Origin of the sequence: Klebsiella sp. BIGb0407, from assembly GCF_024807845.1 — a bacterium.
In the GTDB taxonomy this organism is placed as follows: Bacteria; Pseudomonadota; Gammaproteobacteria; order Enterobacterales; family Enterobacteriaceae; genus JGM124.
This window is the reverse complement of sequence record NZ_JANUEQ010000004.1, coordinates 163574-183764: the sequence shown is the minus strand read 5'-3', so window position 1 is coordinate 183764 and position 20191 is coordinate 163574. Positions and strand designations below refer to the sequence as shown.

The window sequence follows — 20191 nt, the reverse complement described above, 5'->3', positions numbered from 1 at the left end:
TCAGACTCTGTGAATACAGGTTTGCCCATTGCTTATAGAGAGCTCATATAGCTGAAACTCAACATATTTCCCGATAAGTGTCGCCAGTTCATGAGAATGGCTTGTCAGCCAAATCTGAGAGTATCGACTGGCTTGTGATATCAGTTTAGCCAGAGCGGGTAACATTTGCGGATGCAGACTATTTTCAGGCTCATTGAGAACGATAAAATTAGGCGGGCGAGGGCTGAGTAATGCTACCGCAAGGCATAAAAAGCGTAGTGTGCCATCCGACATCTCGCTGGTTTCCAGGGGACGAGCAAGCCCTTGTCTGTTCATGTACAACATAAAACGCGCATTATCGTTCTTGCAGAAAAAAGAACACTCCGGGAATGCGGTTAACAGTATGTCTGTGAGCAGTTCAATATCACCAATTTCAACAATGGTCTGGAAAGCAGAAGCAAGGTTTGAACCATCGCTTGAAAGAACAGGCGATCTGAATCCAATTTGCGGTTGTCTTATTGGTGATTTTCTTGAAACGTCAAATTCATGATAAAACCGCCAGTTCTTTATAGTCTCTCTTAACTGTGAAACCTCCGGGTAAAGATGGGGTTCACCCAGTTGCCCGAAGAAAGATTCATTTTCATAGATAGCATCACTGTGAGTGATTTTTTCACCATGGATATTGGACAAAAAAACCACCTGGTTTTTTCGTTTAAGAACTTGCGATGAAGGGCGTCGCTTATAACCCGCAGTCCAGATATGTTCTTCTTTAACGACGGAATCTAACTTAAAGAGCGTTGGATTATCAGGGGCAGTGTCAGGAAACCCTATCTGTAACTCATAGTCAAAATCATCGGTTTCACAGGATAAGCAAATTCTGCGAGCTTTTGCGTCTGAATTTTTACCAGACCACATGGTGTTTTGTATCCCGCCTTCACTACTGAACATCTCAGAAAGTTGACCTGAGGCCGCTCCTGACAGAAGCTGAATCGCTTTATAAATATTAGATTTACCACATCCATTCGGGCCGAATACAATATTAAGTCTATCCAGCTCAAGAAATACATTTTTAACAGAACGATAATTATCAATATAAATACTGCGGATCATCTAACCGTTTCCCTTACCTGAATGCTGTGCCGAAGCAGATATTTTATCTGTGTTCGGCACCCGGAGATACCTGATCCTGACTGATTTAACAGGTCAGTGATGTATTCTTCGCCAGCAAGAAAGGACGTAAGTAAGCCACCGTATTAGACAGTGGCAGGACATCTTTGCTCAGTTTTATATTCAGTGTGTTGATTATATAGTCGCGACGCACAGTAATACGCTGCCACAATTCAGGATAAGCGGACTGAATTTTTTTCTGCAGTGACTCATCCGCCAGCACAATACACTCTTCTGCACTACTTCCCGTATACCCGGGAATAGAAGGAATAATATCAATCTGGAGCATCATACCGCTGGTTAATTTTTCTCTGGAGTCTTTATAGATTGGCGAAGACATCCACTCTTCATCTGCGGTCAGGTGGCCAGGGTTCAGGTGCCAGCCATACTTATCCTGGGGTAAAACCTCTTCAACGATGTTATAGAGTTCACCTCCCGGCATATCGATTGCAATACGCTCAAGCCAGGTGGCTATGGCAGAAAAATAAGGTTTCGCAACCCGGTCGAGATAGTCATGCTGATTAGCGGGTAGCTCGCTTTCATTCGTAATCACAAAACCGGTTCTGCTGGAAAGTCCGCCTTTAAACGCGGTGGTTAAGGATAATGGCTGTCCTCTCTCGACAGGCTTATAGGAAGGGTAGAGATTGGCTTTTTCAAAGCGCGGGCTGGTGGCGGCAATCACCACCACGGTATTGTACTGGCCTTCTGCTGTTAAATAGCTACCCAGTTCGGCCTCAGTGATATCAGACTCAACCGCATCCATCGCATTGAGAATACAGTTTGATGCCAGATTTGCCCCGTATTCGTAATGGGCTATTTCATTTGCATTGCAGGTACTTCTTGCCCCTTTTTCACCACTGATAAACAGATGCGCCGCATTTTCCAGGACTGCATTTTTTGAAGTGCTGTTTTTTATCGCATCGACAATAAAGTAGGGCAGGTCAAAAAGTTTTTTGTTATCTGCGAACCTTGAGGTAAACATTTTCCAGCCAGCCAGGCCGATTCGAGCCATTTTGTTCAGACCGGCTTCAGCAAACAGATCTTCCAGCGATTTTTCATTATCCATTGGTTGGTTTGGCAGTGAAAAATACGGGCTGTGTTTAAGGGTGACTTCAATCCTTGAGTGGCTGGCCATTTTAAGATTTTCATTTCCTAAAATGGCCGTTGCCTGGCCATTTTTTTCCAGAATCAGCAGCCCTTCCTCAAACCTGGGAATAAAACCTGTCAGGTATTCAAAGTTACCGCCATGCTCTTTATCGGCGTAGATAACCAGGGCATCAAAATTCTCTGCTGCCATAGCCGCCAGAATTTTATTTTTACGTGACAGCAGGGTTTCATCGGTAAGGAAGACTGGCGGAACTTGTTCAAATTTGCGGGGGGATTCCGTTGGCTGTAACTTAATGATTCTGGAGTTCATGTATTACCTCGTATGAAAAACGTCGAAAGCAAGACCTGTTGCTCCAGTTTAGCCTGGTACTGACGATAGAGGTAACATCATTCTTAGTTATAGCTGTAAGGTTATTTATTAAAAAAGAAAATGGGCATTCACTATGAAAGCCCATTTTTAATGAGTCATATTGTTTTAATAGCGATAAAATAACAGGGGTATTAATACTCTAGCTAACGATACGCGCAACCTTGTCTATTTTATTGGTTAATATATTAACTAAATTACTTACTCCAATTCTTTGATTCTCCTGCATTGAAAAATCAGAATAAAATGCAGCGTGAGGCGTTAAAATAACATTATCTCTTTCGGTCAATGGTGAAGTGGCTATATACTGATCGCTTTCATCGACTAATACATCCAGTCCGGCACCAAAAATAAGGTTGTTATCCAGCGCATAAATTAATGCATTTTCATCGATCATCTGTCCCCGAGAAACATTAACAATAATAGGTTTCTTCTCCATCATGGCAAATGCCTCATGATCAAGGATGCGGGTATTCCCTTTATTCAGCGACATCGTCAGACAAATAAAGTTACTCTCTCTGAATAATTGCTGTTTATCGACTAAAGTAATATCGAGTTCGCTAGCAGCAGACTCCGGGCAGGATGGAGAAAAGGCAATCACCTTCATACCAAATCCTTGAGCCTTTCTGGCAACAGAACGCCCGATTTTACCCAGCCCCATGATGCCAAAGGTAGCGCCTTCGAGTCTGAACATACCCTGTACACAGTTAAAGCTGTACTTTTTATCAATATCAATACTTCGGCTATATTTCTTTAGATTTCTGGCAACCGCTAAAGCAAGAGAGAATGCATGTTCGCTAACCTCCTGAGTACAGTACTCAGAGATAACCGCTATTTTGACATTATTTCTATGCGCTGATGCCAGATCAATGAAATTATATCCTGTGGCATTTATTGAAATCGCTTTTAATTTTCGACTTGAAGATATTATTTCATCAGTGAAAGAGACATAGGAAGTCATCACCCCGTCGGCATCAGAAATAACCTCTTTTAATTTTTCATTATCACCATCATACTCGTGAACAATAACATGAGTTTTTTCTCCCAGCATATCTTTAAATAATTTTATTTCTGCGGACACATCTCTATCAAGCGATTCTTTATGATCGCATATCACTATTTTCATTAATAATACTCGCTGAATAATTCTGGTGTTTAATTAATAAGAGGCTCAGCTGTTCTGATTTTATTTTCTTTAATACGATACAGTACACATAGAGAGAGAATCACTGCGAGTACCGAAATAGCAGCCAGGCTGGTAAATATTATTTGATAGGCAGTGATGATTGCCGTACCGCTATAGTGATCCAGTACCGTACCATACAGGGTGTTCATAAACAGATCGGGTGAATAACTAATAATAGATGTGACGCCAATAACCGTACCAGAGACTTTAACCGGAACATTAATCTCTTTTAATGCTGAGAACATAATCCCGTACATTGACATTACTACCCAGCCGGGGAGGATAGAAAGTATGCTGGTGAGTATCAGATTACTTCCTCCGACATAGAAGGTTGCCAGAATCGACAGCGCCAGTAGTGTTGAACCGTAGGCAATCCATTTTATTGTTGATTTGAAGACTTTATCTGCCAGATAGCCGCCAATAGGTGAGGCAACCATCATTGCAATATTAATTCGCAGAATACTTAACTCCGCAGAACTATCAGATGACAGACCCAGATAGGTTAAATAAGGCGTGTAGTAGGAGCTACAAGAATAGACCGCATAGGTACAAAAGAAGATAACTGACACCATCCAGACAGATGGGTTCTTAACGACCTGTGAAAGGTCGGCAAAACTGAACTGGTCTTCTTTTTTAGTTTCTGACTTTTCGAATCCTTTAAGGAAGAAAAAGAGCCCGAGTGCTGAAATCCCGGTACAGAAAGCCATTAGCAGCACGGCCATCAGTAAACCCTCACTTCCGCCACCGGCGTAGCCAAATACCTTTAAACATGCATAGTTGATAAGCGCCGTTGCCGCTCCGTTTGCGCTGTAATAGACACCGTACATCATGCCCTGATTTTTCTCTTCGCTGATAATACGTACCGCTTTGAGTACCGCAGACCAGAAAATAAACCCTGAGGCAAAGGCCATTAAGAACCAAACAACAATGGCTGCAGCAAAGTTAAAGAAAAAGGCGAAAACCAGTGTCAGCGCGGTGGTTGCACAGAGTGATGTTACAATCGAGACGCGGGGTGAAAGTTTATCAGCCAGTATGCCTCCGGGTATATAAAGGGCAACACAACCCAGTGAATAGGCGGTCAGCAAGAGCCCGGAATCAGCATTGCCGATCCCCAGTGAGACTAAAACATCATCATAAAAAATATATTTAAGATAAGGGAAAACAAAAATTGCTCCACCGGAAAAACCTAATAACAGCAGAGTGATATATTTTTTATATATATTCATAGCGTTAATCCTTTCATTTTATCTAATGTGGTAGAGAATATATTAATGAAAATAGCATTTTGCTCTTCAGTGCCTACGGTGACCCTGATATGATTTTTATATCCCCAGCCCGCGCATGGCCTGACGATAACGCCTTCTTTTAATAAATCGTTCGCGATATCATTTGCCAGATAATCGGTCGAGAAAAACACAAAGTTGGCATCCGACTCGCCACAGACGCAGCCTAAGTGGCGAAGTTCTTTAATCAGTTTTTCTCGGGAGTCGATAATTTTATTACCGTAGAAAGTACAGTTCTCTAAATCTTCAGTCAGCACACTGACGGCACCTGCCAGTCCGATTCTATTCGCATTAAAGGGTTCGCTAATGGTGTCATAGGCTGAAATAACCTCGGGATGAGAAATACAAAAACCAATTCGCCCACCGGCTAAACCGTAGTATTTAGAGAAGGTACCCACTTTTATTATCTTCTTGCCAGATTCAATCAGTTTCTGTACATCGATCAGACTCTCTTCTCTGGCAAACTCAATATAAGCTTCATCTAAAACGACCCAGACATGGTCAGGCAGGGTATTAATAAAGGAATAAAATGCCTGTGGTTTAATCGTGGTGCCAGTAGGGTTGTTAGGATTACAAACCCAAATAAGTTTAGTATTTTCACTGACAGCTGCGCTTATAGCTGCAAGATCAATAGTGAACTGTTTATCAAGAGGGATAAACTTCACTTCTGCTCCCATTCCTTTTGAGATCTCTTTATACAGTCCATAGGTTTCAACAGAGGTAATGACCTCATCGCCCGGGTTAATAAAGGTCTTTGCCAGGGTATCTAACACACCGCCTGCACCATGGCCTAAACCAACATGTGTATGTGAAAAGCCGTGCTTCTCAGCAAGAATATGCTTAAGGCGGATAAAGTTTTTTTCAGGATAATTATTGATCTTAACCACTTCATCCATCATCCGTTTTGCTGACAGATGGAATGGTGCGTAAGGGTTTTCATTAGAACCCATTTTAATCACATGAGCGAGTCCATACTCTTCCATCACGTCTTCCATGCTTTTACCCGCAGCATAAGGTACACAGTTATAAACCGCTTTTCTTACTTCATTAATCATATTAACCTCAGAATTAAATACTCATTTCAAACATTCCGGCGCGGAAGGACTTTACCCAGCGCTGACAAATAATTATTGCATCGGTAGATTTAAACACTGCCGAATTCAAACAACTCTCTACCCATAAACCATCAAGCATTGACGAAAAAGAAATAGTCGCTAATCTGATATCACATTCATTTTTATGTTCAGCTTCCCATATATCGGTTAATAACTGGGAAATAAAATCAAGATATCTCGAATAAGTCAGTGAGTGAGATTTATCTATCTCCGGACTGTGTCTGCTCATCGCCCAGAATACAAGCCAGGCATTAAGCAAATCAGGATCAAGCAATGATGGGTTGAAACTTTCCTCGATAAATATATCTATGCTTATTAATGGGTTTTCTTTTTCTTTCTCACAGGCTTGTTGCAACGCAGAGAGTATATCGTCTGCCATATATTCATAGGAAAGTGATATCAGTTTATCTAAACTACCAAAATGATGGTTTATTAAGCCAACGGAAACATTAGCCTTATCCGCTATTTTTCTTATTGATAACCCTTTAAATCCTTCTTTTTTTAAGCATTTTAATGTGGCTGAAATAAGTTCGGTTTGCCTTTGATTTGTGGGCATTGTTTGATTTCTCTTGAATCTAAGGTGTCGGTTTTTTATAACGTGAAATCAAAGTAGCATAGAGTTGAACAGTCGTTCAATCTCAATTGTTATAAATTAATAATAAACTTAACGCTGCACGATAAAGGTGAATCATGCATTGTTCATTGTTTTTTCTTATATATAAATAAGCCGTATTATTAATGAGTTAAATTAATGTAAGGCTAAAATAGTGCGCACGCACTATTTTGATGCAAATAGATAATGTATTTATTTTAATTATAATGATTAATAGGCACATGTTATGTATTGATATGAAATCACTTTATAACAGGGAATAGACAGGGAAGAGAATGAAGGATGAGCGTAAGGTCGATATGAGCCCGGTGTGGGTATCGGGCTCGCACTCTACGAACCCGATTTATTACCTGAACTATTCAGCGTCTGGCAGGGAAGTATCACCGTTAGTAGCGATAACGTTTTTGTACCACTGGAAGGAGCGTTTTTTACTGCGTACTCCGCTGCCGTTACCCTGGTTATCCCGGTCGACATAAATCAGCCCGTAGCGTTTTTTCATCTCGCCGGTGGTAAAGGAAACTAAGTCGATACAGCCCCAGATGGTATAACCCATCACATCCACACCATCTATCTCTATCGCTTTTTTCATTTCTTCAATGTGCAGCGTCAAATAGTCGATACGATCAAGGTCGTTAACCCCCTCTGGAGTTAAGACATCGTTGGCACCGAAGCCATTCTCAACAATGAATATGGGTAAGTTATAGCGGTTATTGAGCATATTGAGGAAGTAACGTAATCCAGTCGGGTCAACCGACCAGCCCCATTCTGTCGACGCTATATGAGGATTCTTGACCAGACAGCTACTGCCCAGCAGATTATCTTGAAGGCGTTCACCTCTTTCGCTGGCAGATACTGTATTGCTCAGATAGTAACTGATACCGATATAGTCGACGATTCCATGTGGTAATAGAGAGAGGTCTTCATCAGTGACATCTATCTCATAGCCTTTTATTTTCCACTCTTTCAGTACCCAGGACGGATATTTCCCGCGGATCTGAACATCGGTAAAGAAGAGTTGCCTTTCGTTTTCACGTTGAGCAATCAGATTGTCGAGCGGATCGCTGGTCAGCGGATAATTTGGCGTGGCGGCTATCATGCAACCTATCCGGAATGCGGGATTAATTTTTCTGCCCGCGGCAACGACCCTGGCACTGGCGACAAACTGATAATGAGCGGCCTGATAGACAACCTGCTGGCGGTCTTCATCTTTCTCAAAGATAATGCCGGAGTTAGTAAAGGCATAGAGAGGATTATCGATGATTTGCTGATTATTGATTTCGTTAAATGTCATCCAGTATTTAACTTTATGCTGATAACGCTCCATTACAGTGACTGAAAATCGGGTAAAAAAGTCAATCGTTTCCCGGCTGCGCCAGCCGCCAAATTGCTCAACTAAATACCAGGGCATTTCGAAGTGAGAAAGCGTAACAACCGGCTCGATGCCATATTTCAGTAACTCATCAAAAAGTGCATCGTAGAAAGCTAGCCCTTCTTCATTCGGGGTAATTTCATTCCCCTGAGGGTAAATACGCGTCCAGGCAATACTGGTACGAAAGCATTTAAAACCCATCTCAGCAAATAATGCGATATCCTGCGGATACTGGTGATAAAAATCGATCGCATCATGATTTGGATAGAAATTTCCTTCAAGGATACCCAGCGTAATTTTACGCGGTGTCTCTTTTGTTCCGTTGGTCATAACATCGGCAATACTGATTCCTTTACCACCGATATTCCAGGCACCTTCTATTTGATGAGCCGCGACAGCACCGCCCCAGAGAAAATCTTTCTGCATTATTCTTTTCCTGTTTAACTGTATGTTCAGGCTTATCCGGATCTATCCCGGATAGCGTTAATTTATTTATGATGAATTAGCTTAAATAATGGCTGGTGCTCATTAACCACGCCCGTTTGCTCAATATGAACGTCACTCGCAGTATCGTTATCGTTGATATAGATCACCGGAGTCACCAGCGAAAAACCGGCTTCAAGAATGGCATCTCTATCGAAAATAATCAGAGCCTGGCCTGCGGTTATTGAGTCGCCGACCTGGACGCAGGGGATAAATACGCTGCCGTTAAGATGGACGGTATTAATGCCCACATGGATAAGAACTTCATCACCTTTATTTGATGTCACACCTATGGCGTGAAGGGATGGGAACATAGAGGAAACAACACCATCGAATGGGGCATAAACGGTATTTTCTGAAGGAATAATACCCACCCCCTGGCCGACAACCCCGCTGGAGAAAATATCATCAGGAACTTCACTTAAAGGGATCACTTCACCTCTCAGCGGAGAAAAGATCACGCTGTCGGTAGAAGCCACTTCACCGGAAGTCTCAACGGACTGGACAGTACTCTCGGGTTGAGGCGTTTTTTGTTCAGGGAACATCTCACTGTCTTCCCCTTTTTTGATACCAAAGAAATAGGCGAGGAGGGCACCGGAAACCAGCGCCATAATAATGCCAACTAAGTAGCCCAGTTTTGGCGTATAGACCGGGATTGCAAAGATATTATGGAAAACATAGGCATTCATCGTCACGCCTGTGACGCCACAGATGGCACCGCCGATAGCGCCGGCAATCGCCACGATAACCATCAGGCGTTTGTAGCGTAAAATCAGGCCATAGACGATGGGCTCGGTTACACCCGCCAGCAGTCCGGTCAGAATGATAGGCCCGGTCAATGCGCGCATTTTTGAGTGTTTACGTGAGCGCAGATAAAAACCAATGGCAACGCCTATCTGAGCGAAAACAGAGGCAACAGCCATCCCTTCAATCGGGTCTCCTCCGGCAACGCGCAGGTTTTCGAGGGTTATCGGTGAGAAGCCCCAGTGAAGCCCCAGCATAACCATAAAGGGCAAGCCACCGCCGATAACAATGCCTGATAACAGTTTACTCTGGCTAATAAGCCACATCACGCCATGGGATAAACCATCACCGAGAACCGTGCCGAATGGCCCGAAGAACAGAACAGTAAACGGCACCATCAGCATCAAAGAAAACATGGGTACTGCGAACAGCTGAATATCTTTATAGATAATGCGCTTTAGTAGCTTATCCAAATAGGAGTAAATAAATATCGCGATAAAGATAGGGAAAATCGTTGTTGAGTAGCTAACGGCGGTAAGCCCTAAGCCTAAAAATGAGGCGTCAGTTTTACCGATTAATCCCGTAAAGGCGGGTTCTAGCAACGCGGCACCGATAGTCCCCCCGACGTACATATTTCCGCCGATTTTATGGGTGAGCGTAATTCCCAGGAATACCGGCAGAAAATAGAATATTGCGTTACTTGCCGCATTTAATACGGCATAAACATCACTGGAGTCAGTAAGCAGCTTTGCTTCTACTAATACGGTGAGCAATGCTTTCAGCATCCCGGAACCTGCCATTGCCGGAATCAATGGGCTAAAGGCACTGGAGATGATTTCAAACACTGCATCCATATTAAATTTTGTTTTTTTAGTCTGGCTGCTCTCTTGTTCGTTATCGGCTATAGCTTTCGTTTTTCCGGTGAGTGCCAGAATAGTCTCGTAATATTCCACCACGGAACTACCGATAACAATTTGATATTGTCCACCACTTTCTATTGCTGTCAGTACATAAGGTAGTTCTTTTAGCGCCCGGGTATTGGCGCGGGCATAGTCCTTGAGCGTAAATCGCAGGCGCGTGGCGCAGTGAATAAGACCGACAATATTCTCTTTACCTCCCACCTTTTCAATAATATTTAGAGACTCAGTTTCGAATTTCATTATTTCACCTGATATATTTTTTTATGGCGATAGAAAGCTGAAGGAAATAATTTTATTATTTCCCTGGTGTTGTTTGTTTTAAATAATACTATGGCGCGAATGACAGCCGATTTAATCGCAATGTCAGATAAACAATGTCATCTCGGGTGACTAACCAACCATATTTACTTTCCAGGTAGCGCTTTATCTTCATGGCGCACAGATAGTCTGTTTTATAATGCCCTGTTAATAGTTTCTCAAGCGATGACTGACTTTTATCAATAGCTCTTACCTTCAGGTTTCGCATAATATAGTAGCGAACATGAGTGACGAAACGCGTGTAATCATAGGATTGTTCATTAAACTCTTTTTGATAGTGGTATTTCACTATATAAAGAATGTTATTAATGATTTGAGTGATCTTCATCGTTTCATTCATATCATTTTCAAGGCTTCCGCCATTAACGATATGAAGCGTAATAAAAACGGCCTCATCCTCCGGAAGTTCTATCGAGAAGGTCTCACGTATTTTTTCTAGCGCCTGCAGGGCATAGTTATATTCATTAAAATAGATCTGTTTAATGTCCCACTTAAGGGGGCTGCTAACAGCGACTCCCTCTCTTAACCGCTTCAGGGCAAAGCTGATATGGTCAGCCAGGGCCGGGATAATAGCCTCATCAATCTTATAGCCTAATGCTTGCTCGCCATTTTTTATGATGCTGATGGCGATTTCTATCTCTTCGGCATTGATATGAGAGGGCAGAGAGAGATTACCTTCACTCAGCGCGCTGGTGGCAAGGATAAAGCGTTTCTCTATCCTGGCCACATCAATGCTATCGCCTTCAAGTTTGCCAAACCCAAGGCCTTTACCTATAACAATCTCTTCCTGGCCGCTCTCGTTGAAAACGAGAGAGACATTGTTATTAAATACTTTCAAAATCTTCATAACAGCTGCCGCCAGTGTTTTTTAGGTAAAAAAAAACGTGACCAATTGATTCCCATTCAAGATGGAAACAAATTGGTCACGCCTGCATTACCAGTAACGATCCTATGCCATTAATGTCAGAAAAAAACAGTTAAAAGGCAATTCTGTTTAATTCTAATTGTGATTTAATTCACAAAAATAAATAGTGTGTCAACTCTACCTGGCGATATTTCAGGCTCCATCACTTCACTGAGAGGTGCTCAGGAAGTGATGGAGAAATGACGATTTTATACTTCCATGCCAGCCCGGAATTGTCCCCATTTCAGCACTGATTTTACGCCAACGGAAAGGAAAGGTTCAGGTGGTGTTTTATTCGGTCCCGGCGACGATAGCAGGAAGTCTATTTGTTCATTACGCTCTCCCGCTATCATATCGGCCAGTAATTTACCGGTTGCTGTCCCTCTGGTGATACCCAGCCCGTTACAACACAGAGCACCATAAACGTTCGGCCCGAGCTGTCCGAAGAACCCTTCGTGGTTTTCTGACAGACAAATTGCACCGCTCCATGAATATTCGAAATCGACTTCGGAAAGCCCGGGGAACCGTCGGGAAAATGATTGCCGATGCGTTTCGATATACTTCTGCAAAATATGTTCGCGCGGACGGCCATCCGTTTGAAAACTAAAACTGTTTCTCATCAGAATACGGTTATCCACCGTACGTCTTACCGTACTACCAAAAGGATGGGCGGGTATCACACCCCACACCGGTTTTCCACCGAGCGTAGCCTGTTCGTCATGGGTTAACGGACGCGTCAGGCTGCCATACAGGAAGGTGGGTAGCAGACGACCTTTGAGAAAACCAAAATGTGCGGCGAAAGCATTGTTAGCCAGAATAAGTTTGTCGGTCGTGATACTGCCTTTATCATGTATCAGGGTAATTTTGTCACCGTAATTGATTGAGGTGACAGGGGTATATTCATATAACGTGACGTTGGAGGGTAAGGTATCCGCTAACCCTTTGACTAATGCCGACGGCTGTAAAAGCACGGTGCCTGGAATATATAAGGCCTTTTTATAATAGGAGGTTCCGATATGCCCGGGGAGATCTTTTTCCTCAATCATTTCGGTTTCTCGTCCAATTTTTTCAAGTCCACTACGGTAGGCCTCAAGCACGGCAATACCAGCATCGCCGACCGCAGCCTGATATTTACCGGACTCAGTCATCTGACATTCAATTTTATTTTTAGTGACAATATCCCGCAGATAATCGAGACCCAGGGTATTCAGTTTTAATATCTGGTTAGCCGTTTTGATATCACCAATATAGTCTTTGGCGCCAATATCATGGGGAACATCAATAGCAAAACCCGCGTTACGCCCCGATGAGCCGAATCCAATTTCCTGGGCTTCAATAAGGACAATTTCATCTTCAGGATAATTCAGTGCCAGTTGACGAGCGGCAGCAAGGCCAGTCAGTCCTGCTCCGACAATCGTCCAGCGAGCATGTTTTTGCCCGACATGTGAAGGGCAGGGCTGGCGGGGTTTACTGGTATGATACCATCCGGGAAGCGCATCATCGGCAGGTAGTGAAGTTATTTTATGCATTTAGTGGCTCCGGTTTATTTACCTGTTAACCCGCCAGTCTGTGACGCTCATCTATTTCTGATATGTCATTCTGACGGTGAAAAAATACCTTACCCTTTTTGGATAAGGGTAATATAAGAGTGGTTTTTTATTTGCAAAGCATGATGAATAAATATTTAAATTATTCATTTCGCTCGGCTATTAATTCAGTATGTGATTAATATTTCTTTTAGTCGTGAATATCGATGTCCTGTCACGATTATCTTTAATAGTCTTATTGTATATCTTGTGTATTTTTTATGTATACAAAACGTATCAAGAATGTGATCCGGATACAAAAATAGTCCTGAGTATTTTTAACTCTTGAATAGGATCAATCATTAAAATTCAAGCCACACGCTGCATCAAAGATAAAGGGTTGTCAGATAAGATATTATGCGGCGAGAAAAGCAGAACAGAACGGGTCTCTGACATCAGCATGCCAGAGAACAGAGAAATACAGAGAGAGATTAGCGGGTGATGCCGTTTAGTTTTCTGTGGAATTCACCCAGTCGTCGGCTTGCAAACCTTGAGGAGCGATAAAGATCTCCATGGTTTCACGCGAAAGTTCCCAGTGTTCAAAAACGAGATCGACAACGGCCTGTTCATTACGCTCTTCTATCGCGATGATAAAGTCATCGTGATGTTCTGCCGCCAGTAACAGGCGTTTCTGCATATTCTCATCACGCGGGCGAAAGAATGTATGCCCTATCCGGCAGTGATCGATAAGTAACCGGCCGAGACTGGGTTGCAGATAGGGATTGGTGGACATCTCACCCATAATTTCGTGAAAACGGTTATTTTCCAGCACCAGGGCAAGACTGTCCTGGGTTTGAACCGCTTTCCGGAATCGCTTTTGCGTTTCTTTCAGTGCCTTTAACTGTGCAGGCTTATAGTTTTGCACCGCCAGACGTCCTACTGCGGCATAAATCATGGGCGCAACGAGAAAGAAATTACGTAAAGTGGTGTGGTTCATGGGAATAACGCGCACACCTCTTTTTTCGAGGATCTCAAGATAGCCTTCTCCCGCCAGACGCTGAAAGATCTCCCTGACCGGTGTTCGCGAAAGACCATACTGGAGACTTAGACTTGTTTCATCGAGGATCTCATCCGGGTCGAGTTCCATCGTCAGAATGAGCCTTTTTAAGTCCTCATAAAGTCCAACCTTGCCTGTTTTCACCGTACCCTCCTGAGCATTATTCACAGTCACTTCCGTCTGTTTATCGATAGGTAAACGATCGGTATTTCAAAGGTTAACCTGGAACAACAATTTGTATACGGTAAATATAATAAAAATGTTCAGGACGTGCGGCATCGCACATTAGAGATCATAATAATACTAATACTTTCAGATAGCTGTATCGAGTTATTATCGAAACAGTGTGGCGAAAATTTACATGATGTTGCGGGCCCTGACCTTCGTTCAACGTCGGCATTTGACAACGCGTTGGCTTGAAATGTTAAAGAGCAGATATTACCTGACAGGTGTTAGCGTTCAAAATGCAGGGAATTGTATCGTCTGCGCCGTTCTGTAAATAAAATGCAGCATCGGTTCCGGATCGTTATCCGGCGTATTCAGTAATATTTTCTTTTTAAGCCAGTGAATTTCATTATTTACTGAGCCGGGAAAATGACCCTCTGTACCGTCATTTTTTAGCCACTTAAGAATGAACGAATTCTTCTGTCGATTGGTTTTAAATCTGCCATTATTTCTGGATAACGCTAAAGCCATAAGAATACAGAAATAAAAATGTACCTTTTTATCTGCCTCTGTAATGAGCATAAAATCATCCTCATAGAGCAGCCTACGCAGTAGTAGGCTGTAGTGTAAAATTAATGCGAAATATCGATCCAGATAGTTTTCAGTTCGGTGTACTGGTCATGGGCAAATACCGATTTATCTCTTCCGCCAAAACCAGACTCCTTATAACCACCGAAAGGTGTTGTGGCATCACCTTCACCAAAGCAGTTAACCGTGACTGTACCGGCGCGGACTTCGCGAGAGACTCGGATAGCCCTGCGCAGATTATCGGTATAAACCGAAGCGGCCAGTCCGTAAGAAGTATCGTTGGCCAGCGCTACTGCCTGGTCTTCGTCACTGAAGGTTGTGACGCAGAGGACCGGACCGAAAATTTCTTCCTGGAACAGAACGCTGGCGGGCGTCACATTATCGATAACGGTGGGCTGAACATAGATATCCTGCTCGGTCTCACCCCCGTGGAGGATAGAAAGTCCTTCCTGACGGGCAATATCCAGATACTCTTTCACTTTACGGAAGTGAGCGTCACTTATCATAGTGCCGAGTCGATTAGCCGGGTTAAGCGGGTCACCCTGAGTCCAGGTGGCCATTTTCTGGCTGATAATCGCCAGTAACTTTTCTTTTACGGTGTCCTGAACCAGCAGTCGGGAAGTAGCAGAGCAATTTTCGCCCATATTCCAGAACGCACCATTAAGAATGTGTTCTGCTACGTTGTGCAGATCCTCGACATCGTCGAAGACAATGGCCGGGTTTTTACCCCCACACTCCAGAACCACTTTCTTAAGGTTAGAGTCAGCGGCATAACGCAAAAAGCGTCGGCCTGTGACGGTGGAGCCTGTGAAACTCACCATATCAACATCCCGGTGTAAGCCGATGGGTTCTCCCACCTCTTTGCCCGATCCGGTGACAATATTCAGTACTCCAGCAGGAATACCTGCCTGGAAGGCGAGCTCGGCTACTCTCAGCGTAGTCAGTGACGTTTGTTCTGCTGGTTTTACAATAACGGAGCATCCTGCGGCCAGCGCCGGGCCAATTTTCCAGGCCAGCATCAGCAGAGGGAAATTCCAGGGCAGCACGCACCCGACCACGCCAATAGGTTCCCGTACCACCAGCGCCATGGTTTCATGACCGGTTGGCGCGCTGCTATCGTAGAGTTTGTCGATAGCTTCCGCATGCCATTTCAAAATATGGGCGGTTTCGGGTACATCCACAGCCAGACATTCACCTATCGGCTTTCCGCTATCGAGACTTTCCAGTATCGCAAGCTGTTCGGCTTCCTGTACTATCAATGCTGCCAGCTTCAGCAGGACCTGTTTACGGTCAGCCGGCGCCTGATAACGCCAGTCTCCACGAGAGAAGACCTCACGAGCGGCATTAACCGCAAGATCCACATCTGCCGTATCGCAGGCAGGGAGAGAGGCCAGTGTTTCACCCGTTGCAGGATTCGTGGTGGTAAAAGTCTTGCCGCTAATAGCGCTGACGAACTGCCCATTAATGAAGGCCCGGGTCGGAAACGACAGGCTGCGCGCCAGGTCGATATACTCTTGTGTCGTGCGTGCTTCGCTCATAAATACCTCTTATGCCCCAGTAACCGCAGCCACATTACGTTTGACTTCATTAATGACGTTTTTCAGCTGCGCTTTTTCACTCTCGTCCAGATTTTGCAATGGTGCACGTGCCGGGCCGGTGTTTAACCCATTCAAGTCGCAACCGTATTTAATGGACTGAACAAATTTACCTGCATCAAGGAAATGCATCAGTGGCATCATGGCGGCCATGATTTTTCTGCCTTTATCAAAATCTTTTTCTACGACACAGGCCTGATACAGAGCGACATGTTCGGCTGGAATAAAGTTAGATCCCGCGCAGACCCAGCTGCGTGCTCCCCAGGCAAAGAATTCCAGCGCTAAGTCATCCCAGCCACAGGAAAGGGCGATATTCGGGAATTTACAGGCCAGCAGATGCAAATTATTCATGTCACCGGAGCTCTCTTTGATAGCGATGACATTAGGAGAGCGGCTCACTTCAGTGAAATAGGTCTCACCCATGGTGATACCCATACGGCCCGGATAGTTATAAAGCATCACGGGTAATTGGGCGGCCCGATCGACGGCCAGAGCGTGATGCGCGTTCTCAAGTTCGGTTGGCAGCGCATAAGGAGGCGAGGTTACCAGGATGGCATCAGCTTTAATATCACGGGCATGTCTGGCATAGACAATCGCATCTTCGGTACGAATAGCGCCAGTACCCACGATCAGCGGCAGACGACCGAGTGTGACTTTACGCGCATGTTCTGCCAGAGCCAGACGCTCTTCGAGGGTCTGAGCATAATATTCACCGGTAGAGCCACCAATAATAATGCCGTGAACACCGCCTGCTATCAGCGACTCCAGTACCTCTTCATAATGATGGAAGTCAATAGAGCCATCAGCAGCGTAAGGGGTGATGGCAGGGGTATAGATACCTTCAAATTTGAACATGTAAACCTCCAGAGTAAATGACCACCAGAACCGGTGACACTGTTTTTTAACAATCTGACCTGTCCTTATTCGATGGTCAATATCAGGATTTTTTTTGCATACATTAAAAATACAAAGGAAATACATAAAAATAGGATAAAAATACAATATGTTAATTTAATTTCATTAAAAAACAATTACTTATGTATGTTTTTTCTGTGTTGTATTTTTATAATTGTTTTCAGATAATGATCACATATTGTGAAAATGACGATGTGAGGTGTATTTACAGGCGGCGCTCAGAGGCATAGGTTTGATGATAAGATTTAACGTCGATTTAACAGATTCAAGATTGCAGGATAGCTGTAATATCCTGCCAATAAGCAGAGGTAGAGGGGAATGACCCAAAAGAAAGCAACCCTGATAGGGCTGATAGCGATACTGTTATGGAGCGCTATCGTCGGGTTAATCAAAAGTGTGAGTGAGGGGTTTGGCCCGGTGGGCGGGGCAGCCATGATTTATACCTGTAGTGCCATATTACTGTTGTTTACCGTTGGCTTCCCGAAGGTAAAACAGTTCCCACTCAGCTACCTGATAATCGGCAGTATTTTATTTGTTTGTTATGAGTTATGCCTGTCACTTTCTCTGGGTTTTTCAGACAGCGGCAGACAAGCAATCGAAGTGGGCATGGTCAATTATCTCTGGCCAAGCATGACGATATTACTTTCTGTTATTGTGAACAGGCAAAAAACCAGTTTATGGATAATCCCCGGTATTATTATTGCTATCGCCGGAATATTTCGTGTACTCGGTGGCGAGCAAGGGTTTTCTTTTCAGGATATCACGGCCAACCTTCAATCGAATCCATTAAGTTATGGTCTGGCATTTAGCGGGGCAATTATCTGGGCGATATATTGTGTCGTGACACAAAAAATTGCCAAGGGCAGTAATGGCATTACGTTATTTTTTATTCTTACCGCCCTGGTATTATGGGTTAAATATTTATTTTCACCGCAACCTGAATTTGAGCTTAATGCATGGGTATGGTTTAGTCTGGCATTATCAGCCATTGCCATGGGATTTGGATATGCAGCATGGAACACCGGGATTTTACATGGAAATGTAACCGTTCTGGCAACGGCGTCTTATTTTATCCCCGTGGTCTCTGCAATGCTGGCCGCAGTTATTCTTAATTCGGCATTGACGATTTATTTCTGGCAGGGGGCAGCTATGGTTAGTCTCGGCTCTTTATTATGCTGGTGGGCAACACGCGTTAAATCAACAGGAGTTATTTCCAGGAAGAAATCCAAACTGGTTTAAATAAATTACCCAGGTTATTCCTGGGTAATATTAACAAGTTTATTTATATAACTATAAATCTTAATTAATATTTGCCTTGAATATAAAACAAGAGGTGATTAACACTTCTGTTTATAACAAATGGCATTGTTAATACTCATACCCTACAGTATTCAAAAAAGACAGGAGTAAATAATGTCAAATACAATATCTGTTGAAGATGTGCCCCTTAATCGCTTTCATCGATTATTGACCGTACGTTCTGGCGGTGGCTCCTATGTCGATGGTTATGTGCTTAGTATTATTGGCGTAGCCATGACTCAGCTTTCTCCTGCTCTGGGATTAAACTCCTTCTGGGAAGGATTAATTGCCGCTTCTGCATTAATCGGGATTTTTTTCGGTGGCTTTATTGGCGGCAAGCTAACCGATCGCTTTGGCAGACAGATGCTGTATTTTGTCGGGCCGACATTATTTATTGTGACATCTGTGGCGCAATTTTGGGTTCAAAGCGGTGAGACCCTCTTTATTTTACGTTTTCTCAGCGGTGTCGCCGTTGGCATTGAGTATCCGGTAGCGACCGCATTTTTAGTCGAGTTTTTACCGAAAAAAAATCGTGGTCCGTGCCTGGCTATCCTGACTATTCTGTGGTTTTCTGGAGCTGCAACGGCCTATATCGTAGGTGAAATACTGCTGTACCTCGGCGGGGAGGATGCCTGGCGTCTGGCGCTTGCCAGTACCGCTATTATCGGTGCGGCACTATTAATTGTCAGACTGGGTACACCAGAATCCCCACGCTGGTTAATCAGTAAAGGGCGGCATGCAGAGGCTGAAATTATCATTAAGAAGGTTTACGGCAATGAGTTTGGTCTGCAGAATCTGCCGGAGCATACACAAAACAGTAAACTTTCATTTAAGAGTCTGGTCTTTTCGGGATATGGCAAACGCATGGCATTTGTCACTATTTTCTGGACCTGTTCTGTTATCCCGGTGTTTGCGGTCTATGCTTTCGCACCCAAGGTTCTCGAAGCCTTACATATCAGCGGTAGCTGGGCTTCTTACGGTTCGGTATCGATAACGCTGCTGTTTGTTGTGGGTTGTATTATTGCCACCTGTCTGGTGAATAGCATGGGGCGTCGCCGCTTACTGCTACAGAGCTTCCTGTGGTCGGGTCTGGCGCTGTTACTGCTTGGTTTCTTTAGTGATGGTCCGTCGCTGGTTATTCTGGTTCTGTTTGGCGCTTATGCACTCTTTATTGGCGGTGCTCAGGTATTGCAGCTGGTTTATCCGAATGAGATTTTCCCAACCAAAATCCGCGCAGAAGCCGTAGGGGTGGGTACATCAATGTCACGTATTGGCGCTGCGGTGGGAACTTACCTGGTTCCCGTATCGTTACAATCCATAGGTATTGGTCATACGATGTATATAGCGGCGGGGATCACCTTCTTTGGCCTGATCGTTTCCTGGTTCCTGGCACCAGAAACTAACGATAAAAACCTTGAGGATGCCGCATCTCTGGACGAGAGCCCTTCAGGTTGTAGCAGCATGTCGCATCAGTCAGTGAAACAGTAATTC

At 43.9% G+C, this 20191-nt stretch carries 15 protein-coding genes; 2 read left to right on the top strand and 13 right to left on the bottom strand.

What is annotated here, in order from left to right:
* The 13 genes from M2387_RS13800 to M2387_RS13740 all read right to left on the bottom strand — a co-directional run bounded on the left by M2387_RS13800 (window position 1) and on the right by M2387_RS13740 (window position 17341).
* A complete protein-coding gene (locus M2387_RS13800; protein WP_259050189.1) occupies window positions 1–1089 on the bottom strand; it encodes an AAA family ATPase in 1089 nt (362 codons plus the stop codon).
* Between the two features lie 85 nt (window positions 1090–1174).
* Window positions 1175–2563: a M24 family metallopeptidase gene (locus tag M2387_RS13795; protein WP_259050185.1), complete on the bottom strand. Its 1389-nt coding sequence runs from the start codon at window positions 2561–2563 to the stop codon at window positions 1175–1177.
* A gap of 199 nt (window positions 2564–2762) precedes the next feature.
* A complete protein-coding gene (locus M2387_RS13790; RefSeq protein ID WP_259050184.1) occupies window positions 2763–3746 on the bottom strand; it encodes an NAD(P)-dependent oxidoreductase in 984 nt (327 codons plus the stop codon).
* A 29-nt stretch (window positions 3747–3775) separates the two neighbouring features.
* Window positions 3776–5032 (bottom strand): MFS transporter, encoded by a 1257-nt coding sequence (locus M2387_RS13785; RefSeq protein WP_259050183.1) that lies wholly within the window; start codon window positions 5030–5032, stop codon window positions 3776–3778.
* On the bottom strand, window positions 5029–6144 hold the full coding sequence (gene hisC, locus M2387_RS13780; RefSeq protein WP_259050182.1) for a histidinol-phosphate transaminase: 1116 nt from the start codon (window positions 6142–6144) through the stop codon (window positions 5029–5031). Before hisC ends, M2387_RS13785 begins: the two co-directional genes overlap by 4 nt.
* A gap of 13 nt (window positions 6145–6157) precedes the next feature.
* Entirely contained in the window at window positions 6158–6760 is a 603-nt protein-coding gene (locus M2387_RS13775; protein ID WP_259050181.1) for a TetR family transcriptional regulator C-terminal domain-containing protein, read from the bottom strand.
* A 412-nt stretch (window positions 6761–7172) separates the two neighbouring features.
* Complete coding sequence (locus tag M2387_RS13770) at window positions 7173–8612, bottom strand: 6-phospho-beta-glucosidase (RefSeq protein WP_259050180.1); 1440 nt, start codon at window positions 8610–8612, stop codon at window positions 7173–7175.
* A gap of 62 nt (window positions 8613–8674) precedes the next feature.
* On the bottom strand, window positions 8675–10573 hold the full coding sequence (locus tag M2387_RS13765; protein ID WP_259050179.1) for a glucose PTS transporter subunit IIA: 1899 nt from the start codon (window positions 10571–10573) through the stop codon (window positions 8675–8677).
* Between the two features lie 88 nt (window positions 10574–10661).
* The gene (locus M2387_RS13760) at window positions 10662–11498 is read right to left on the bottom strand and encodes a PRD domain-containing protein (protein ID WP_259050178.1); all 837 of its coding nucleotides are present in this window, start codon (window positions 11496–11498) and stop codon (window positions 10662–10664) included.
* 266 nt (window positions 11499–11764) lie between these two features.
* Window positions 11765–13084 (bottom strand): NAD(P)/FAD-dependent oxidoreductase, encoded by a 1320-nt coding sequence (locus M2387_RS13755; RefSeq protein ID WP_259050177.1) that lies wholly within the window; start codon window positions 13082–13084, stop codon window positions 11765–11767.
* 505 nt (window positions 13085–13589) lie between these two features.
* Window positions 13590–14282: a GntR family transcriptional regulator gene (locus tag M2387_RS13750; protein WP_259050175.1), complete on the bottom strand. Its 693-nt coding sequence runs from the start codon at window positions 14280–14282 to the stop codon at window positions 13590–13592.
* Between the two features lie 653 nt (window positions 14283–14935).
* Window positions 14936–16429, bottom strand: coding sequence for an aldehyde dehydrogenase (locus tag M2387_RS13745; RefSeq protein WP_259050174.1), 1494 nt, complete (start codon window positions 16427–16429; stop codon window positions 14936–14938).
* 9 nt (window positions 16430–16438) lie between these two features.
* Window positions 16439–17341: a dihydrodipicolinate synthase family protein gene (locus M2387_RS13740; protein WP_259050173.1), complete on the bottom strand. Its 903-nt coding sequence runs from the start codon at window positions 17339–17341 to the stop codon at window positions 16439–16441.
* 378 nt (window positions 17342–17719) lie between these two features.
* Here M2387_RS13740 and yddG point away from each other — a divergent pair, with 378 nt between their 5' ends.
* Together yddG and M2387_RS13730 are read left to right on the top strand one after the other, a co-directional pair.
* Window positions 17720–18640 (top strand): aromatic amino acid DMT transporter YddG, encoded by a 921-nt coding sequence (gene yddG, locus M2387_RS13735; protein ID WP_259050171.1) that lies wholly within the window; start codon window positions 17720–17722, stop codon window positions 18638–18640.
* 174 nt (window positions 18641–18814) lie between these two features.
* Complete coding sequence (locus tag M2387_RS13730; protein ID WP_259050168.1) at window positions 18815–20188, top strand: MFS transporter; 1374 nt, start codon at window positions 18815–18817, stop codon at window positions 20186–20188.
* The last annotated feature ends 3 nt before the right edge of the window (window positions 20189–20191 follow it).

Bases quoted from the DNA above. Each gene is read 5' to 3' on its own strand.
- M2387_RS13800 (WP_259050189.1), bottom strand. From the start codon at position 1,089: ATGATCCGCAGTATTTATATTGATAATTATCGTTCTGTTAAAAATGTA.
- M2387_RS13795 (WP_259050185.1), bottom strand. From the start codon at position 2,563: ATGAACTCCAGAATCATTAAGTTACAGCCAACGGAATCCCCCCGCAAA.
- M2387_RS13790 (WP_259050184.1), bottom strand. From the start codon at position 3,746: ATGAAAATAGTGATATGCGATCATAAAGAATCGCTTGATAGAGATGTG.
- M2387_RS13785 (WP_259050183.1), bottom strand. From the start codon at position 5,032: ATGAATATATATAAAAAATATATCACTCTGCTGTTATTAGGTTTTTCC.
- hisC (WP_259050182.1), bottom strand. From the start codon at position 6,144: ATGATTAATGAAGTAAGAAAAGCGGTTTATAACTGTGTACCTTATGCT.
- M2387_RS13775 (WP_259050181.1), bottom strand. From the start codon at position 6,760: ATGCCCACAAATCAAAGGCAAACCGAACTTATTTCAGCCACATTAAAA.
- M2387_RS13770 (WP_259050180.1), bottom strand. From the start codon at position 8,612: ATGCAGAAAGATTTTCTCTGGGGCGGTGCTGTCGCGGCTCATCAAATA.
- M2387_RS13765 (WP_259050179.1), bottom strand. From the start codon at position 10,573: ATGAAATTCGAAACTGAGTCTCTAAATATTATTGAAAAGGTGGGAGGT.
- M2387_RS13760 (WP_259050178.1), bottom strand. From the start codon at position 11,498: ATGAAGATTTTGAAAGTATTTAATAACAATGTCTCTCTCGTTTTCAAC.
- M2387_RS13755 (WP_259050177.1), bottom strand. From the start codon at position 13,084: ATGCATAAAATAACTTCACTACCTGCCGATGATGCGCTTCCCGGATGG.
- M2387_RS13745 (WP_259050174.1), bottom strand. From the start codon at position 16,429: ATGAGCGAAGCACGCACGACACAAGAGTATATCGACCTGGCGCGCAGC.
- M2387_RS13740 (WP_259050173.1), bottom strand. From the start codon at position 17,341: ATGTTCAAATTTGAAGGTATCTATACCCCTGCCATCACCCCTTACGCT.
- yddG (WP_259050171.1), top strand. From the start codon at position 17,720: ATGACCCAAAAGAAAGCAACCCTGATAGGGCTGATAGCGATACTGTTA.
- M2387_RS13730 (WP_259050168.1), top strand. From the start codon at position 18,815: ATGTCAAATACAATATCTGTTGAAGATGTGCCCCTTAATCGCTTTCAT.